Raw genomic sequence first — 13,606 nt, 5'->3', positions numbered from 1 at the left:
TTTTCTTGCGCGGCGGTTCGCGCTGCCGAACCCCGTACGCGACGCGGCAGACCCGCGCGCTCCGGCAGCGTTGCCGCGTTCTACTTGCTGCCGGCGTCCACGTCGGCCAGGGCGCGACGCATCATGTCCTGCGCCGGCTTGCTCAGCTTCTCGTGGTCCAGCGCATAGCGAATGGTCGCCTCGATCAGGCCGATATGGGTACCGCAGTCGAAGCGGGTCCCCTCGAAACGGTACGCATGCACCGGATCGCTCTCGATCAGCGCGGCGATCGCATCGGTCAACTGGATCTCGCCGCCGGCGCCCGGTACGGTCTTTTCCAGCAGATCGAAGATCTTGGAGCTGAGCACGTAGCGGCCGACCACGGCCAGGTCGCTCGGCGCATCGGCCGGCTTGGGCTTCTCGACGATCGCGGTGATCTTGCCTTCGCTGCCGTCGAACGCCTCGGTGGCGACGATGCCATAGCTGCCGGTGCTCTCGTGCGGCACGTCCTGCACCGCGATCACGCTGGCGCCGGAGCGCTCGGCCACGTCGGCCATCTGCGTCAGCGCGCCCGGACCGCGGTTCCAGATCAGATCGTCGGGCAGCAGCACCGCGAACGGCTCGTCGCCGATAATCGGCTTGGCGCACAGCACCGCATGGCCGAGGCCGAGCGCTTCGGCCTGGGTCACGAAGATCGCGCGCACGCCGTTGGGCAGCACATGGCGCACCAGTTCCAGCTGCTCGAGCTTGCCGGCGCGTTCGAGCTTCTGCTCCAGCTCGTAGGCCTTGTCGAAGTAATCCGCAACCGCGTGCTTGTAGCGGTTGGTGACGAAGATCAGGGTGTCGCAACCGGCCTCGATCGCCTCGTCCACCGCGTACTGGATCAACGGCCGATCGATGATCGGCAGCATTTCCTTGGGCACCGTCTTGGTGGCGGGAAGGAAGCGGGTACCCAGACCTGCAACCGGGAAAACTGCTTTGCGGATTCTCTTGCTCATCAGAGCCTTCTGGCCTCGCGTGCGGGGAATGGGACGATTGTAGCGGAGCTATCCTGACCGGCTTGTTGTCGCAGCGGCGCGAATTCGGGCATGGTGGTACGCAGCAATTTCTCGATCGCGTCGCTGTCGTATTCGGCCACCGCCGCGCGCAATTGCTGCAGGCCCTGCAGCACGTTCTCGCGCGAGAAACTGCGCGCGCCGGCCTCCAGGATCTTCGGATGCGAGGTGGGCCGATAGTTCTCGTCGGAATAGAACAAGGTCTCGTGCAGCTTCTCGCCCGGGCGCAGCCCGGTGTAGACGATCGCGATGTCGCGGCCGGGTTGCTTGCCGGCCAGGCGAATCATCTGCTCGGCGAGCAGGCGGATCGGCACCGGCTCGCCCATGTCCAGCGTGTAGATCGCGCCGTGCGAGGCCGACGCGGCGGCCTGCACGATCAGCTGGCAGGCCTCGGGAATGGTCATGAAATAGCGGGTCACCTGCGGATCGGTCACGGTGACCGGGCCGCCCTGGCGGATCTGCTCGCGGAACAACGGCACCACGCTGCCGGCCGAATCGAGCACATTGCCGAAGCGCACCGTGACGAAGCGCGTGCCCACCGTCTGGTCGTCCAGCGACTGGCACACCATCTCGGCATAGCGCTTGGAGGCGCCGAGCACGTTGACCGGATTCACCGCCTTGTCGGTGGAGATGAACACGAAGGTCGAGACCTTGGCGGCGACGCAGGCGCGGGCCACGTTCTCGGTGGCCAGCACGTTGTTGCGGACCGCCTCGCGGAACTGCCGCTCCAGCAGCGGCACCTGCTTGTAGGCCGCGGCATGGAACACCGCATCCGGCTCGGCGATGCGCATCGCATGGCGGGTCACGGCCGGATCGCCGCAGTCGCCGAGCACGCACTCGATCTCCAGGTCGGGGAAGGTGCGGTGCAGATCGGCATGGATGGTGATCAGCGCCAGCTCGTCGATCTCCAGCAGCACCACCTTGCGCGCGCCATGGCGCGCGCACTGGCGGCACAACTCCGAACCGATCGAACCGCCGGCGCCGGTCACCATGACCGTGCGCCCGGACAACCAGCCCTTGATCAGCTTCCAGTCCGGAGTCACCGGCTTGCGCCCGAGCAGGTCCTCGATCGCGACCTCCTTCAGTTCGCCCGGCAGAAAGTGGCCTTCGAGCACGTCGAGCAGGCGCGGCACGGTGCGGAACGGCAGCCCGGTGCTTTCGCAGATCGCCACCACCCGCTGCATGCCGGCCGCGTCCAGCGACGGGATCGCGATGACCAGCAGCTTGGCAGCGGTTTCCTTGGCGATCGCGCCGGCTTCGTCGATCCGGCCCAGAATCGGCAGGCCCTGCAGCTTGGCGCCATGCAGATGGCCGGCGTCGTCGACGTAGCCGACCGGGTTATAAGCGCCGGAACGACGCAGGTCGCGTACCAGCGCCTCGGCCGCACGGCCGGCGCCGACGATCAGCACGCGCCGCGCGGTCTCGTCCGAATGCGCGATCTGGTAGTCCTTCCATGCGCGGTACAACAGCCGCGGCGCGCCGAGCAGCGCCGACAGCGCGAACGGGTACACCATCAGCACCGACAGCGGAATGGAGTCGAAGCGGCTGTACGCCAGCCCCAGCACGATCGCGACCAGCCCATAGAAGCTGGCCTTGAAGATGTTCAGCAAGTCCGGAACGCTGGCGAAGCGCCATAGTCCGCGATACAGCCCGACCTTCCAGAACACCAGGCCCTGCGCCAACAGCACGATGGCGGTATTGAGATTCCAGAACGGCAGCGGATGCTCGCCGGGCAGCATCGTGTAGCGCGCCGCATGCAGCAGCTGCCAGCAGATCCAGACGATCACCAGATCGTGCACGACCACGGAGGCCTTGGGGAACAGCTCGGTAAAGCGGTCGCGGATCGAAAGCATCAGTTATCCATGAGAGTTCAGCGCAATCCCTTGCGCAAAGTCAGCCAAAGCGCGCTCGCCGAGAGGTACCAGGCAAACGCCAACCCAACCTGCCCCCCGGTGCGCAGCGTTCCACCGAACCAAGCGATTGTAATCGCGACAATGCTGAACAGGGCATAGGCGAAGGTCACAACCGTGTGGCTCCTGCCTGTATGTACCCAACGCTGGTAAAAATGTTGCGCATGCGGTTGCCACCAGCGTTCGCCGGCGAGCATGCGCGACAGCAGCGTGAAGCCTGCGTCGATGGCGAACGCGGATATTGGTATCAACAGCAACCATGGCGTGAGCCCGGTCGCAACATTGCACAGCGCGAACAGCGCGGCGACCAGATACCCCAACGCGCCACTGCCGACATCGCCGAGGAAGATGCGCGCCCGCGGATAGTTGAACGGCAGGAAGCCGGCACAGGCCACGATCAGCACCCAGCACGGCCAGCGCAGCGGCGCGGGCAACAGGACGGCGAAACCCAGCGCCACCAGCATCGCCTGGCTGGTCGCCAAGCCATTGATGCCGTCCATGAAGTTCCAGATGTTGATCAGCGAGATCGTCGCCAGCCAGGTCAACGCGGTCAGCCAGGGATTCTGGTGCAATCGGTAGACAAGTCCGGCCAGCAACGTGGCGGCCAGCGCATGCACCAGCAGCCGCAGCGCGGCCGACAGCGGGCGGTGATCGTCCCACCAGCCGATGCCGGCGACCAGCGCCAGTCCGGCAGCGAACGCCGCGATGGCCATGCCCTGCTGCGGCCAAAGCGCCGCCGCATACGCGCACCCCGCCAGCACCGTGGCCACGATCGCCACGCCGCCGCCGCGCGGCGTCGCCACCGTATGGCTGCGCCGCTCGCCGGGCGCGTCCATCAGCTTGCGCTTGAGGGCATAGCGGCGCGACAGCCAGGTCCCGACCGCGCTGAACGTCGCCAGCGCGGCGAGCAGCGCCCACCCTGCCAGCTGCATCTACACCACCGCGTAGTTGAGCAGGGGCTTGACCGTGCCCCACTCCTTGCAGCTCGGGCATTGCCAGTGATGGGTGCGCGCGCCGAAGCCGCAGCGCGTGCAGCGGTAGCTGGGATTGCGCACCAGCAACTGGTCGGTGATGTGCTTCAGGTCCTGCAGGGTGGCGGTGGAATCGGCGCCCTCGGCCAGGGTCAGGTCGATCAGCGCCGACTCGCCGCGGACCGACGGCCGATCCTTCAGCTGCCGCCCGAGATAGGCGCGCGCCGCAGACACGCCTTCCTGCGACTCCATCAACCGGGTCAGCGCCAGCACCGGGGCGATGCCGCGATAGTGCTCGGTCATTTCCGACAGGAAGGCGCGCGCGCCGCTGAGATCGTTGCCGCGGCGACGATAGCAATCCATCAGCGCCGGCATGATCTCCGGCAGGTAGTCCGGATCGTGCCGCGCGGCACGTTCGAAGGCGCGGATCGCGGCCTCGTCGTTGCCGTCGTCCACGTCGATGCGCCCTTCCAGGATGCCGGCGCGCACCGAGGTGGCGTCGGCCTGGTAGGCGCGCGCGATCGCCGAGCGTGCCAGCTCGGGCTTGCCGGATGCGCGATAGCGGTCGGCCAGCTCGCATTCGAACTGCGCGATCAGCTTGCCCATCGGCTCGCCGGTCACGTCTTCGTAGCGGGTGGCGTTGTCGATCGCCTTTTCCCAGTCGCGCTCGGCCTGGTAGATGCCGATCAGGTGCTTGAGCGCCTGCGGCGCGCGCTGGTCGATCTGCGCCAGCTCGGTGAACACGGTCTCGGCCCGGTCCAGCAGGCCGGATTTCATGTAGTCCTCGCCCAGCGCCAGCAAGGCCTGCACGCGCTGCGGATCGCTGAGATCGGCGCGTTGCACCAGGCCCTGGTGCAGGCGGATCGCGCGGTCGACTTCACCGCGGCGGCGGAACAGGTGACCGAGCGCGACCTGGGTCTCGAAGGTTTCCTTGTCCAGCTCGGCGATGTGCAGGAACAGCTCGATCGCCTTGTCCGGCTCTTCGTTGAGCAGGTAGTTCAGGCCGCGGAAATACGTGCTGGAAAGCCGGCTGACCTGCGTGTCGCCGTGGCGCTGGCCACCGCGGCGGCCGATCACCCATCCGCTCAGCGCCGCCAGCGGCAGGAATAGGAAGAACCAGAACCACTCGGTCAGGAAGTCCATCGAAGATCAGCGTCCGTCCACAGGCGGGGTATAGGTCGGTACCGGTGCGACGACCGGTGCGGCAGCAGCGATCGCGGCCTTGTTGGCGCGGCGCAGCTTGGCGTACAGCGGGATCACCAACGTGGCCAGCACCAGCGCCGCGCCGATCACCACGCCGGCGAACAGCGAAACGATGATGGCGATGCCGGAGGTGGTGTTGATGCCGGCGACACCGAAATTGATGACGATCTGCTGCGAATTCAGCGATCCGATGACCAGACCGGCCAGCAGGAACACCAGCAATATCAGCAGACGGGCAATTTTCATGAAGCTCTCCAGCGTCGGGAGACACTAGATTAGCCGAACAGGCGCGGGTTCCGGGAAAGTCCGGGAGGCCACGGCGCGGGCTCGGAGCGTATCAGGGCGTGTCGGACTCGACCGGAACGACGCCGCTGACGCGTTCGCGCAATTCCTTGCCGGGCTTGAAATGCGGCACGTGCTTGCCGGGAAGCGCGACGGATTCGCCGGTCTTGGGATTGCGTCCCAGGCGCGGCGGCCGGTAATGCAGGGAAAAACTGCCGAAACCGCGGATCTCGATGCGGTCTCCGCCGGACAGCGCGCTGCCCATCATTTCCAACAGCGATTTCACCGCCAGATCGACGTCGTCCGCCTTCAGATGCGCCTGCTTGCGCGCCAGGATTTCGATCAGTTCGGACTTGGTCATTCGGATTCGTGCGGTGGGGTCGCAACCCGGCACGGCCCGGATCGACCGGGCCGTGCCAGAAACGCTGCGTGTGGCGGATTACTCGGACTTGTTGCCGTTCAACTGCGCACGCAGCAGCGCGCCCAGCTGGGTGGTGCCGCCCGACGCGGACTGGTATTCCTCCAGCACTTCGCGCATTTCGGCATCGTCCTTGGCCTTGATCGACAGCTGCAGGGTGCGGCCCTTGCGGTCCATGCCCACGAACTTGGCTTCGATCTTGTCGCCGACCTTCAGGTGCTGGGTCGCATCGTCGACGCGCTCGTTGGCGATGTCGCGCGCGGCGACGTAGCCCTCGATGCCGTCGGCCAGGTCGATGGTGGCGCCCTTGGCGTCCACTTCACGCACCACGCCCTCGACCTTCGAACCCTTCGGATTGGCCGCCATGTACTGGCCGAACGGATCCTGCTCCAGCTGCTTGACGCCCAGGCTGATGCGCTCGCGCTCCGGATCCACCGCCAGCACCACCGCTTCCAGCGTGTCGCCCTTCTTGAAGTTGCGCACGATGTCTTCGCCGGTGGTGTTCCAGCTGATGTCCGACAGGTGCACCAGGCCGTCGATGCCGCCGTCCAGGCCGATGAAGATGCCGAAGTCGGTGATCGACTTGATCTGGCCGGACACCTTGTCGTTCTTCTTGTGGGTGGCAGCGAAGGTTTCCCACGGATTGGCGGCGACCTGCTTCATGCCCAGCGAGATGCGGCGACGCTCCTCGTCCACGTCCAGGACCATGACCTCGACCTCGTCGCCGACCTGCACGACCTTGGACGGGTTGACGTTCTTGTTGGTCCAATCCATTTCCGACACGTGCACCAGGCCTTCCACGCCCGGCTCGATCTCGACGAACGCGCCGTAATCGGTGACGTTGGAGACCTTGCCGTACACGCGGCTGTTGGCCGGGTAACGACGCGCGATGTTGTCCCACGGATCCTCGCCCAGCTGCTTCAGACCCAGCGAAACGCGGTTGCGCTCGCGGTCGAACTTCAGCACGCGCACGTCCAGCTCGTCGCCGACGTTGACGACTTCGGACGGATGGCGCACGCGCTTCCAGGCCATGTCGGTGATGTGCAGCAGGCCGTCGATGCCGCCCAGGTCCACGAACGCGCCGTAATCGGTCAGGTTCTTGACCACGCCCTTCAGGATCGCGCCTTCCTGCAGCTTGTCCATCAGCTGCTCGCGCTCTTCCGAGTGCTCGCTCTCGACCACGGCACGACGCGAGACCACCACGTTGTTGCGCTTGCGGTCCAGCTTGATGAGCTTGAACTCCAGCTCCTTGCCTTCCAGGTAGGCCGGGTCGCGCACGGGGCGCACATCGACCAGCGAACCCGGCAGGAACGCGCGGACATCCTTGATGTCCACGGTGAAACCACCCTTGACCTTGCCGCTGATGCGGCCGGTGATGGTCTCGTTCTTTTCCAACGCTTCTTCCAGCTCGTCCCACACCATCGCGCGCTTGGCCTTCTCGCGCGACAACACGGTTTCGCCGAAGCCGTTCTCGAGCGAGTCGAGGGCGACCTTGACCAGGTCGCCTTCGGCGACGTCGATCTCGCCAGCGTCGTTACGGAACTGTTCGATCGGCACGATGCCTTCGGACTTCAGGCCGGCGTTGATCACCACCACGTCGCCGCGGACTTCCACGACGGTACCGGTGACGATGGAGCCCGGCTTCAGCTTGGCCAGATTGGTTTGACTGGCTTCGAACAGTTCGGCAAAAGATTCGGTCATTTGAAATTACTCTCGTGGACACACGGACAGTGCGTTTCTTCTGGAAACGGCGGACTGCCCACCTGGTTAGTCGGCCCAAACCGCGGCCGGGTGTGAAATGGGAAAAACCGCAGCGCGACATTGCGCGGCGGCGCGTGGAACAACGGTATTGCGGCATTACGTGAAGCGGATTGCGGGTACATCGCCTGCACGCCACCGAAGCGGCGCCATGCTGCTGCCCTACTCCCGGCGCGACCCTCAGGCGGGCAGCAACTCCAGGACGCGGCCGACCACCTGTTCGATGTCCATGCCGGTGGTGTCGAGGAGGACGGCATCGTCTGCCGGCTTCAGGGGCGCCACCGAACGTTGGGCATCGCGTGCGTCGCGGGCCATGATCTCGCGCAGCAGGTCGTCGAATATAACGGAAACTCCTTTTTCCTTCAACTGGTTATGCCGGCGCATGGCGCGCTCCTCGGCACTGGCGGTCAGGAACACCTTGTACGGGGCGTCCGGGAAAATCACCGTGCCCATGTCGCGGCCGTCGGCGACCAGCCCCGGCGGGCGCCGGAACGCGCGCTGGCGCTGCTTCAGCGCCGCGCGCACCTCCGGAATCGCGGCGATCGCCGAGGCCACCGCGCCGGTGGTCTCCAGCCGCAGCTCGTCGGTGGCGTCGACCTCGTTGATCCTGACCCGCAGGCCGCGACCGGCCACGTCCTCGAAGGTGACATGGGTATCGAAGGTGCAGCGCACCAGCGCCGCGGCGTCGGAAATGTCCAGGTTCGCCCAGCTGGCGGCCACGCCGACCGCCCGGTACAGTGCGCCCGAATCCAGGTAATGCCAGCCCAGCTTGCCGGCGACGATGCGGCTGACGGTGCCTTTGCCGGCCCCGGAAGGGCCATCGATGGTCAGGACGGGAGCGGGGTCGTTCATGCGGTTCCTCGGACGGGGGGCGGCGCATTGTAGCCCCGGCGCCGGCCTGGCTGGCGCAAGCAGTTGAAACCATGAAGAAAACCAGGCTATACTCGCCGGCTTACTGATCCAGCGACGTGGTTTCGCCGCGCCGTTTCCTTCTCTAATCCACAAGTTTACGCCGAGGTGTGCCATGAAAGTCCTGTCCTCCCTGAAGTCGGCGAAGACCCGTCACCGCGACTGCAAGGTGGTCCGCCGCCGCGGCAAGGTTTTCGTGATCTGCAAGTCGAACCCGCGTTTCAAGGCTCGCCAGCGCTGATCCGACGACGGCCCGCCCTGCGGCACCGCGCGCACGGTTGCGGGTCATCGACGAAAGCCGCCTTCGGGCGGTTTTTTGTTGCCGAAATTTGCTGTAATCGCCGTTCGTCCTCTGGGGAGCACACCGTGATGAAGCACCGTCTGTCCGTACTGCCGCTGCTGGTCGTCCTGGGCCTGGCCGGGGGCGCCCACGCCGAGACCCTGCTGGTCGAACGGGTCAAGCAGGAACCCGTGGCGGCGATGCCGGCGCGCGGGCTGAGCATGGGCGAGGTCGAGTCGCGCTACGGCGCCCCGCAGCAGAAGCTGGAACCGCGCGGCGGACAGAAGCGGCAGTGGCCGACCATCAACCGCTGGGTGTATCCGGCCTTCACCGTGTACTTCGAGAAGCACAAGGTGGTGGACGTGGTCGCCAACCAGGCCGATGCCAACGAGGTTGGGCCCAAGCCTGCGATTCGGTGATGCGAGTCGGTGATGCGAGTCGGGATGCGAGCCCCTTCGCAAGAGCCCGATGTCTGCGAATCCTTCAAAAGCCCGCACATCCATGTGCGGGGACTTAAATAACAGCCTGGCTTCGGTCCGGTACGACGTGAGTAGTGGTCTGCAATGAGCGACAGCCTTCGCCTTCCCGCGGAATGGGAGCCCCAGTCCGCCATCCTGATCGCCTGGCCGCATGCCGGCACCGACTGGGCCGAGCGCCTGGCCGAGGTCGAGGAGACCTATATCGCGCTGGTCGCGGCGATCGTGCGCTACCAGCGCGTACTGATCTGCGTCGCCGATGCCGACCTGCAGATCTATGCCGAGGCGAGGCTGCGCTCGGCGCGGGTGGACATGCAGCGCGTGCAGTTCGTCGAGGCCGACTACGACGACACCTGGCTGCGCGATTCCGGCCCGATCACCCTGGCCCACGCCGGCGGCGGTTTCCGCTTGCTGGACTTCCGTTTCACCGGCTGGGGCGGCAAGTTCCAGGCCAGCCGCGACGACCAATTGGTCAGCGCGCTCGCCGCGCAGCAGCTGTTTGCGGACAGCGATGTGCGCAGCATCGATTTCGCGCTGGAAGGCGGCGCGATCGACAGCGACGGCGCCGGCACCCTGCTGACCACCTGGCAGTGCCTGCACGAACGCCATCCGCAGCGCTCGCGCGAATCGCTGAGCCGCGACCTGGCCGACTGGCTGGCGCAGCAGCGCGTGCTGTGGCTGGACCACGGCTACTTGGAAGGCGACGACACCGACGCGCATATCGATACCCTCGCCCGCTTCGCCAGCGAAGACGCGATCGTCTACCAGGCCTGCGACGACGCGAGCGATTCGCACTACGCCGAACTGCAGGCGATGGGCGCCGAACTGGCAGCGCTGCGCACCGCCGACGGTCGCCCGTACCGGCTGTTCCCGCTGCCGTGGGCGCAGCCGGTGATCGACCACGGCCGGCGCCTGGCCGCGTCCTACGCCAACTTCCTGATCGTCAACGGCGCGGTGCTGATGCCGGCCTATGGCGATGCGGCCGATGCGCAGGCGCAGGCGGTGATGGCGCAGGCGTTCCCGCAGCACGACATCGTGCCGATCCCGTGCCGCGCGCTGATCTGGCAGAACGGCAGCCTGCACTGCATCACCATGCAGCTGCCCGAGGGCGTGCTGGCGGCCTGATCCGCGTTCGCTGATCGAAGGCGCGCGGGAGCGACTGCAGGCTTTCGCCAGGCCGCACCGCCCCGCAGGCATCGCCATCCGCGCCGCCGGAGGACTCCGCTCCCGAGGCGGCGATGGCGACAGAACGCCGGCATTCATACCCCTCTGCGGAACCTGGGCAGCGCACCGCATTCGGCACCGCACGGCGCTCGCGCCTCAACGCCGTGCCCCCAGGAACATCGCCACGCCGCGCCGGGCGGCATTCATCTGCCGGGAACCTGCCGCGGCGCCATCCGCGTTACCATGCGCGCTTTCGCCGACCATCCTTCCGCAATGAGCCGAAACACTCTTTCCGTCGCGCTGATCCAGGAGCGCAACCATGGCGATGCCGCGGCGAATCTGGCGGTCATCGAATCGCGCGTGGCCGAGGCCGCGGCGCAGGGCGCACAGCTGGTGCTGCTGCAGGAACTGCACAACGGCGCCTACTTCTGCCAGCACGAGTCGGTGGACGAATTCGATCTGGCCGAGCCGATTCCCGGCCCCAGCACCGAGCGCCTCGGCGCGCTGGCCAGGCGCCATGGCGTGGTGCTGGTCGCCTCGCTGTTCGAGCGCCGCGCCGCCGGCCTGTACCACAACACCGCGGTGGTGTTCGAGAAGGACGGCAGCCTGCTCGGCAAGTACCGCAAGATGCATATTCCGGACGATCCGGGCTTCTACGAGAAGTTCTATTTCACCCCGGGCGATCTCGGCTTCACCCCGATCCAGACCTCGGTCGGCCGCCTCGGCGTGCTGGTGTGCTGGGACCAGTGGTATCCGGAAGCGGCGCGGCTGATGGCGCTGGCCGGTGCCGAACTGCTGCTGTATCCGACCGCGATCGGCTGGGATCCCAGCGACGAGCAGGCCGAGCAGGAGCGCCAGCGCGACGCCTGGATCCTCAGCCATCGCGGCCATGCCGTCGCCAACGGCGTGCCGGTGCTCAGCTGCAACCGGGTCGGCCACGAAGCCTCGCCGCTGGCTGCCGATGGCGTGGTGGGCGCGGCCGGCATCCAGTTCTGGGGCAACAGCCACGTGCTCGGCCCGCAGGGCGAATTCATCGCCGAAGCCGGCGCCGAACCGACCGTGCTGGTCTGCGACGTGGACCTGCAGCGCAGCGAGCACGTGCGGCGGATCTGGCCGTTCCTGCGCGACCGCCGCATCGACGCCTATGGCGATCTGCTGAAGCGCTACATCGATTGAGCCGCCTCTTGGACGACCTGCAGCTGCGTGCCGCCGAGGCCGCCGACATTGCCGCGATCGCCGCGCTGTACGCCGACGAGGTGCGCTGCAACGTCAATACCTACGAGTACGATGCGCCGGACCAGGCGGAAATGCTGCGGCGGATGCAGGACGTCGTCGCACGCGGCTACCCCTATCTGATCGCGCAGACCGCCGACGGCCGCCTCGCCGGCTATGCCTACGCGAGCAGCTACCGCGCTCGCATCGGCTACCGCTGGACGGTGGAGGACACGATCTACGTGGCGCCGGCGCTGCGCGGCCGCGGGATCGGCACGGCGCTGCTGCAGGCGCTGATCGCGGACTGCGAGGCGCGCGGCTTCCGGCAGATGGTGGCGGTGATCGGCGACTCGACCAACCAGGCCTCGATCCGCCTGCACGAACGCCATGGCTTCATCCCGGTCGGCGTATTCACCGGACTCGGCCGCAAGCATGGCCGCTGGCTGGACACCCTACAGATGCAACGCCCGCTGGGCTCCGGCGCCGACGAGGCGCCCTCCGATGAGTGATGGAATGAACGAACTTTCCCAGGCCGGCGACGACGCCCTGTTCGCCGGCCAGCCGTACCGCATCGTCGAGCGCGACGGCGTGCGCTATACCCTGCTCGGCACCGCGCATGTGTCGCTGGCCAGCGTCGCCGCCGTGGAACGGGCGATCGACAGCGGCCGCTTCGATGCGGTCGCGGTGGAGCTGGACCCGCAACGGCTGCAGGCGCTGACCGACCCGGACGCGCTGACCAAGCTGGACCTGGTGCAGGTGATCCGCAAGGGCCGGGTGGCGCTGTTCGCGGCGAACCTGGCGTTGGCCGCCTACCAGCGGCGCCTGGCCGAGCAGTTGGGCATCGAACCCGGCGCCGAACTCAAGCGCGCAGTGCTGTTGGCGCGCGAGCGGCAGCTGCCGGTGTACCTGATCGACCGCGAGGTCGGACTGACCTTCAAGCGCGCCTCCGGCCGGCTCGGTTTCTTCGGCAAACTCAAGCTCGGCAGCGGCCTGCTCGGCGGCCTGTTCGCCTCCGACGAGGTCGGCGAGGCGGAGATCGAGAAGCTCAAGCAGGGCGACATGCTCGAGGCCAGCTTCGGCGACTTCGCCAGCGAAAGCCCGGCGCTGTACGACACCATCATCGCCGAGCGCGACCGCTACATGGCCACCCGCCTGCGCGAGGAACACGCGCAGCGGGCCGCGCCCGGCCAGACGCCGATCGCGACCCCGGACTATCTCGACAGCGCACGTGCCGACGGCATCCGCGACGTGCTGGCGGTGGTCGGTGCCGGTCATCTGGCCGGCCTGGCCAGGCACCTGCAGGACGATCAGGACGATCCGGCCACGCTGCGCAAGACGCTGGAAGACGTGCCGACCAAGAAAAAGGTTCCGTGGATCACCCTGACCCTGACCGCGCTGGTGCTGGGCGGCGTGGCCTGGGGCTACTGGCGCGGCGGCTTCGCGCTGGGCACCGACCTGCTGCTGCAGTGGGTGCTGTTCACCGGCGGCCTGGCCGGGCTGGGCTGCCTGCTGGCCGGCGGCCATCCGCTGAGCATCGTCGCCGGCGCCATCGCCGCGCCGCTGAAGCCGTTCCGGCCCGGCGTGCCGGCCGGTGCGTTCAGCGCGCTGGTCGAGGTGCACATGCGCAAGCCGGCCTACGGCGACTTCCTGGCGCTGCGCGACGACGCGCAGAACCTGCGCGGCTGGTACCGCAACCGCGTCTCGCGGGTGGTGCTGACCTTCCTGCTGACCAACCTCGGCAGCATGGTCGGGGTGTGGCTGGCGGGATTCCGCATCTTCGGCAAGCTGGCCGGTTGAGCTAGCGCGCCGCGGCGGCAGGGCCATGCGCCCTGCCCCATCGCGTATGGCGGCCGTGTCGTCAACCGTCGTGGGAGGGGCTTCAGCCCCGACGCTCTATCGATAACGGCGTCGGGGCTGAAGCCCCTCCCCCAAGTTTTTGCACGATATGCCGCAGGCGACGAGCGCGCGAGCCATTCCGGCGCGCGGCAC

The 13,606-nt window shown here is 67.2% G+C and carries 14 protein-coding genes; 6 read left to right on the top strand and 8 right to left on the bottom strand.

Translation table 11 applies throughout. The features are described 5' to 3' along the window. Positions 1-80: 80 nt before the first annotated feature. The 8 genes from galU to cmk form a co-directional block, all read right to left on the bottom strand. Positions 81-977, bottom strand: a complete 897-nt coding sequence (gene galU, locus AB8810_RS11340) for a UTP--glucose-1-phosphate uridylyltransferase GalU (RefSeq protein ID WP_179564939.1) — start codon at positions 975-977, stop codon at positions 81-83. Next, complete coding sequence (locus AB8810_RS11335; RefSeq protein WP_179564942.1) at positions 977-2,887, bottom strand: nucleoside-diphosphate sugar epimerase/dehydratase; 1,911 nt, start codon at positions 2,885-2,887, stop codon at positions 977-979. The genes galU and AB8810_RS11335 overlap by 1 nt, the downstream gene beginning before the upstream one ends. 17 nt (positions 2,888-2,904) lie before the next feature. Continuing rightward, a complete protein-coding gene (locus AB8810_RS11330; protein WP_369916557.1) occupies positions 2,905-3,876 on the bottom strand; it encodes a glycosyltransferase family 4 protein in 972 nt (323 codons plus the stop codon). Further along, on the bottom strand, positions 3,877-5,058 hold the full coding sequence (gene lapB / locus AB8810_RS11325) for a lipopolysaccharide assembly protein LapB (RefSeq protein WP_179564944.1): 1,182 nt from the start codon (positions 5,056-5,058) through the stop codon (positions 3,877-3,879). Positions 5,059-5,064: 6 nt separating this feature from the next. Next, entirely contained in the window at positions 5,065-5,364 is a 300-nt protein-coding gene (locus AB8810_RS11320; protein ID WP_185816297.1) for a LapA family protein, read from the bottom strand. A gap of 91 nt (positions 5,365-5,455) precedes the next feature. After that, positions 5,456-5,761: an integration host factor subunit beta gene (locus AB8810_RS11315; protein WP_179564946.1), complete on the bottom strand. Its 306-nt coding sequence runs from the start codon at positions 5,759-5,761 to the stop codon at positions 5,456-5,458. A gap of 78 nt (positions 5,762-5,839) precedes the next feature. Beyond that, positions 5,840-7,519 (bottom strand): 30S ribosomal protein S1, encoded by a 1,680-nt coding sequence (rpsA, locus tag AB8810_RS11310; RefSeq protein WP_179564947.1) that lies wholly within the window; start codon positions 7,517-7,519, stop codon positions 5,840-5,842. 237 nt (positions 7,520-7,756) lie between these two features. Continuing rightward, the gene (gene cmk, locus AB8810_RS11305; RefSeq protein ID WP_206228909.1) at positions 7,757-8,428 is read right to left on the bottom strand and encodes a (d)CMP kinase; all 672 of its coding nucleotides are present in this window, start codon (positions 8,426-8,428) and stop codon (positions 7,757-7,759) included. Between the two features lie 172 nt (positions 8,429-8,600). On the opposite strand from cmk, the gene ykgO reads away from it, so the two are divergent. The 6 genes from ykgO (at position 8,601) to AB8810_RS11275 (ending at position 13,414) form a co-directional block, all read left to right on the top strand. After that, positions 8,601-8,726, top strand: coding sequence for a type B 50S ribosomal protein L36 (ykgO, locus tag AB8810_RS11300; RefSeq protein ID WP_005913193.1), 126 nt, complete (start codon positions 8,601-8,603; stop codon positions 8,724-8,726). Between the two features lie 128 nt (positions 8,727-8,854). Next, positions 8,855-9,184 (top strand): hypothetical protein, encoded by a 330-nt coding sequence (locus tag AB8810_RS11295; RefSeq protein WP_179564949.1) that lies wholly within the window; start codon positions 8,855-8,857, stop codon positions 9,182-9,184. 144 nt (positions 9,185-9,328) lie between these two features. Further along, positions 9,329-10,366, top strand: coding sequence for an agmatine/peptidylarginine deiminase (locus tag AB8810_RS11290; protein WP_369916556.1), 1,038 nt, complete (start codon positions 9,329-9,331; stop codon positions 10,364-10,366). 312 nt (positions 10,367-10,678) lie between these two features. After that, complete coding sequence (locus tag AB8810_RS11285) at positions 10,679-11,581, top strand: carbon-nitrogen hydrolase (protein ID WP_206228907.1); 903 nt, start codon at positions 10,679-10,681, stop codon at positions 11,579-11,581. Further along, the gene (locus AB8810_RS11280; RefSeq protein WP_369916555.1) at positions 11,578-12,126 is read left to right on the top strand and encodes an N-acetyltransferase family protein; all 549 of its coding nucleotides are present in this window, start codon (positions 11,578-11,580) and stop codon (positions 12,124-12,126) included. Before AB8810_RS11285 ends, AB8810_RS11280 begins: the two co-directional genes overlap by 4 nt. Before the next feature lie 4 nt (positions 12,127-12,130). Beyond that, positions 12,131-13,414 carry a TraB/GumN family protein gene (locus AB8810_RS11275; protein ID WP_179564955.1) on the top strand — a complete coding sequence of 428 codons (1,284 nt, stop codon included), beginning with the start codon at positions 12,131-12,133 and terminating at the stop codon, positions 13,412-13,414. The last annotated feature ends 192 nt before the right edge of the window (positions 13,415-13,606 follow it).

It is taken from the genome of Xanthomonas sp. NCPPB 3005, assembly GCF_041228095.2.
Classification (GTDB): Bacteria; Pseudomonadota; Gammaproteobacteria; order Xanthomonadales; family Xanthomonadaceae; genus Xanthomonas_A; species Xanthomonas_A bonasiae.
Note: the sequence above shows the minus strand (reverse complement) of the source record. Positions and strands in the feature narration are given on the sequence as shown.

What these genes read in the sequence shown, in the direction of transcription:
- lapB (WP_179564944.1), bottom strand. Translation starts at nt 5,058, where the DNA reads ATGGACTTCCTGACCGAGTGGTTCTGGTTCTTCCTATTCCTGCCGCTG.
- AB8810_RS11315 (WP_179564946.1), bottom strand. Translation starts at nt 5,761, where the DNA reads ATGACCAAGTCCGAACTGATCGAAATCCTGGCGCGCAAGCAGGCGCAT.
- ykgO (WP_005913193.1), top strand. Translation starts at nt 8,601, where the DNA reads ATGAAAGTCCTGTCCTCCCTGAAGTCGGCGAAGACCCGTCACCGCGAC.
- AB8810_RS11320 (WP_185816297.1), bottom strand. Translation starts at nt 5,364, where the DNA reads ATGAAAATTGCCCGTCTGCTGATATTGCTGGTGTTCCTGCTGGCCGGT.
- AB8810_RS11290 (WP_369916556.1), top strand. Translation starts at nt 9,329, where the DNA reads ATGAGCGACAGCCTTCGCCTTCCCGCGGAATGGGAGCCCCAGTCCGCC.
- AB8810_RS11330 (WP_369916557.1), bottom strand. Translation starts at nt 3,876, where the DNA reads ATGCAGCTGGCAGGGTGGGCGCTGCTCGCCGCGCTGGCGACGTTCAGC.
- AB8810_RS11335 (WP_179564942.1), bottom strand. Translation starts at nt 2,887, where the DNA reads ATGCTTTCGATCCGCGACCGCTTTACCGAGCTGTTCCCCAAGGCCTCC.
- AB8810_RS11285 (WP_206228907.1), top strand. Translation starts at nt 10,679, where the DNA reads ATGAGCCGAAACACTCTTTCCGTCGCGCTGATCCAGGAGCGCAACCAT.
- AB8810_RS11295 (WP_179564949.1), top strand. Translation starts at nt 8,855, where the DNA reads ATGAAGCACCGTCTGTCCGTACTGCCGCTGCTGGTCGTCCTGGGCCTG.
- cmk (WP_206228909.1), bottom strand. Translation starts at nt 8,428, where the DNA reads ATGAACGACCCCGCTCCCGTCCTGACCATCGATGGCCCTTCCGGGGCC.
- rpsA (WP_179564947.1), bottom strand. Translation starts at nt 7,519, where the DNA reads ATGACCGAATCTTTTGCCGAACTGTTCGAAGCCAGTCAAACCAATCTG.
- galU (WP_179564939.1), bottom strand. Translation starts at nt 977, where the DNA reads ATGAGCAAGAGAATCCGCAAAGCAGTTTTCCCGGTTGCAGGTCTGGGT.
- AB8810_RS11275 (WP_179564955.1), top strand. Translation starts at nt 12,131, where the DNA reads ATGAACGAACTTTCCCAGGCCGGCGACGACGCCCTGTTCGCCGGCCAG.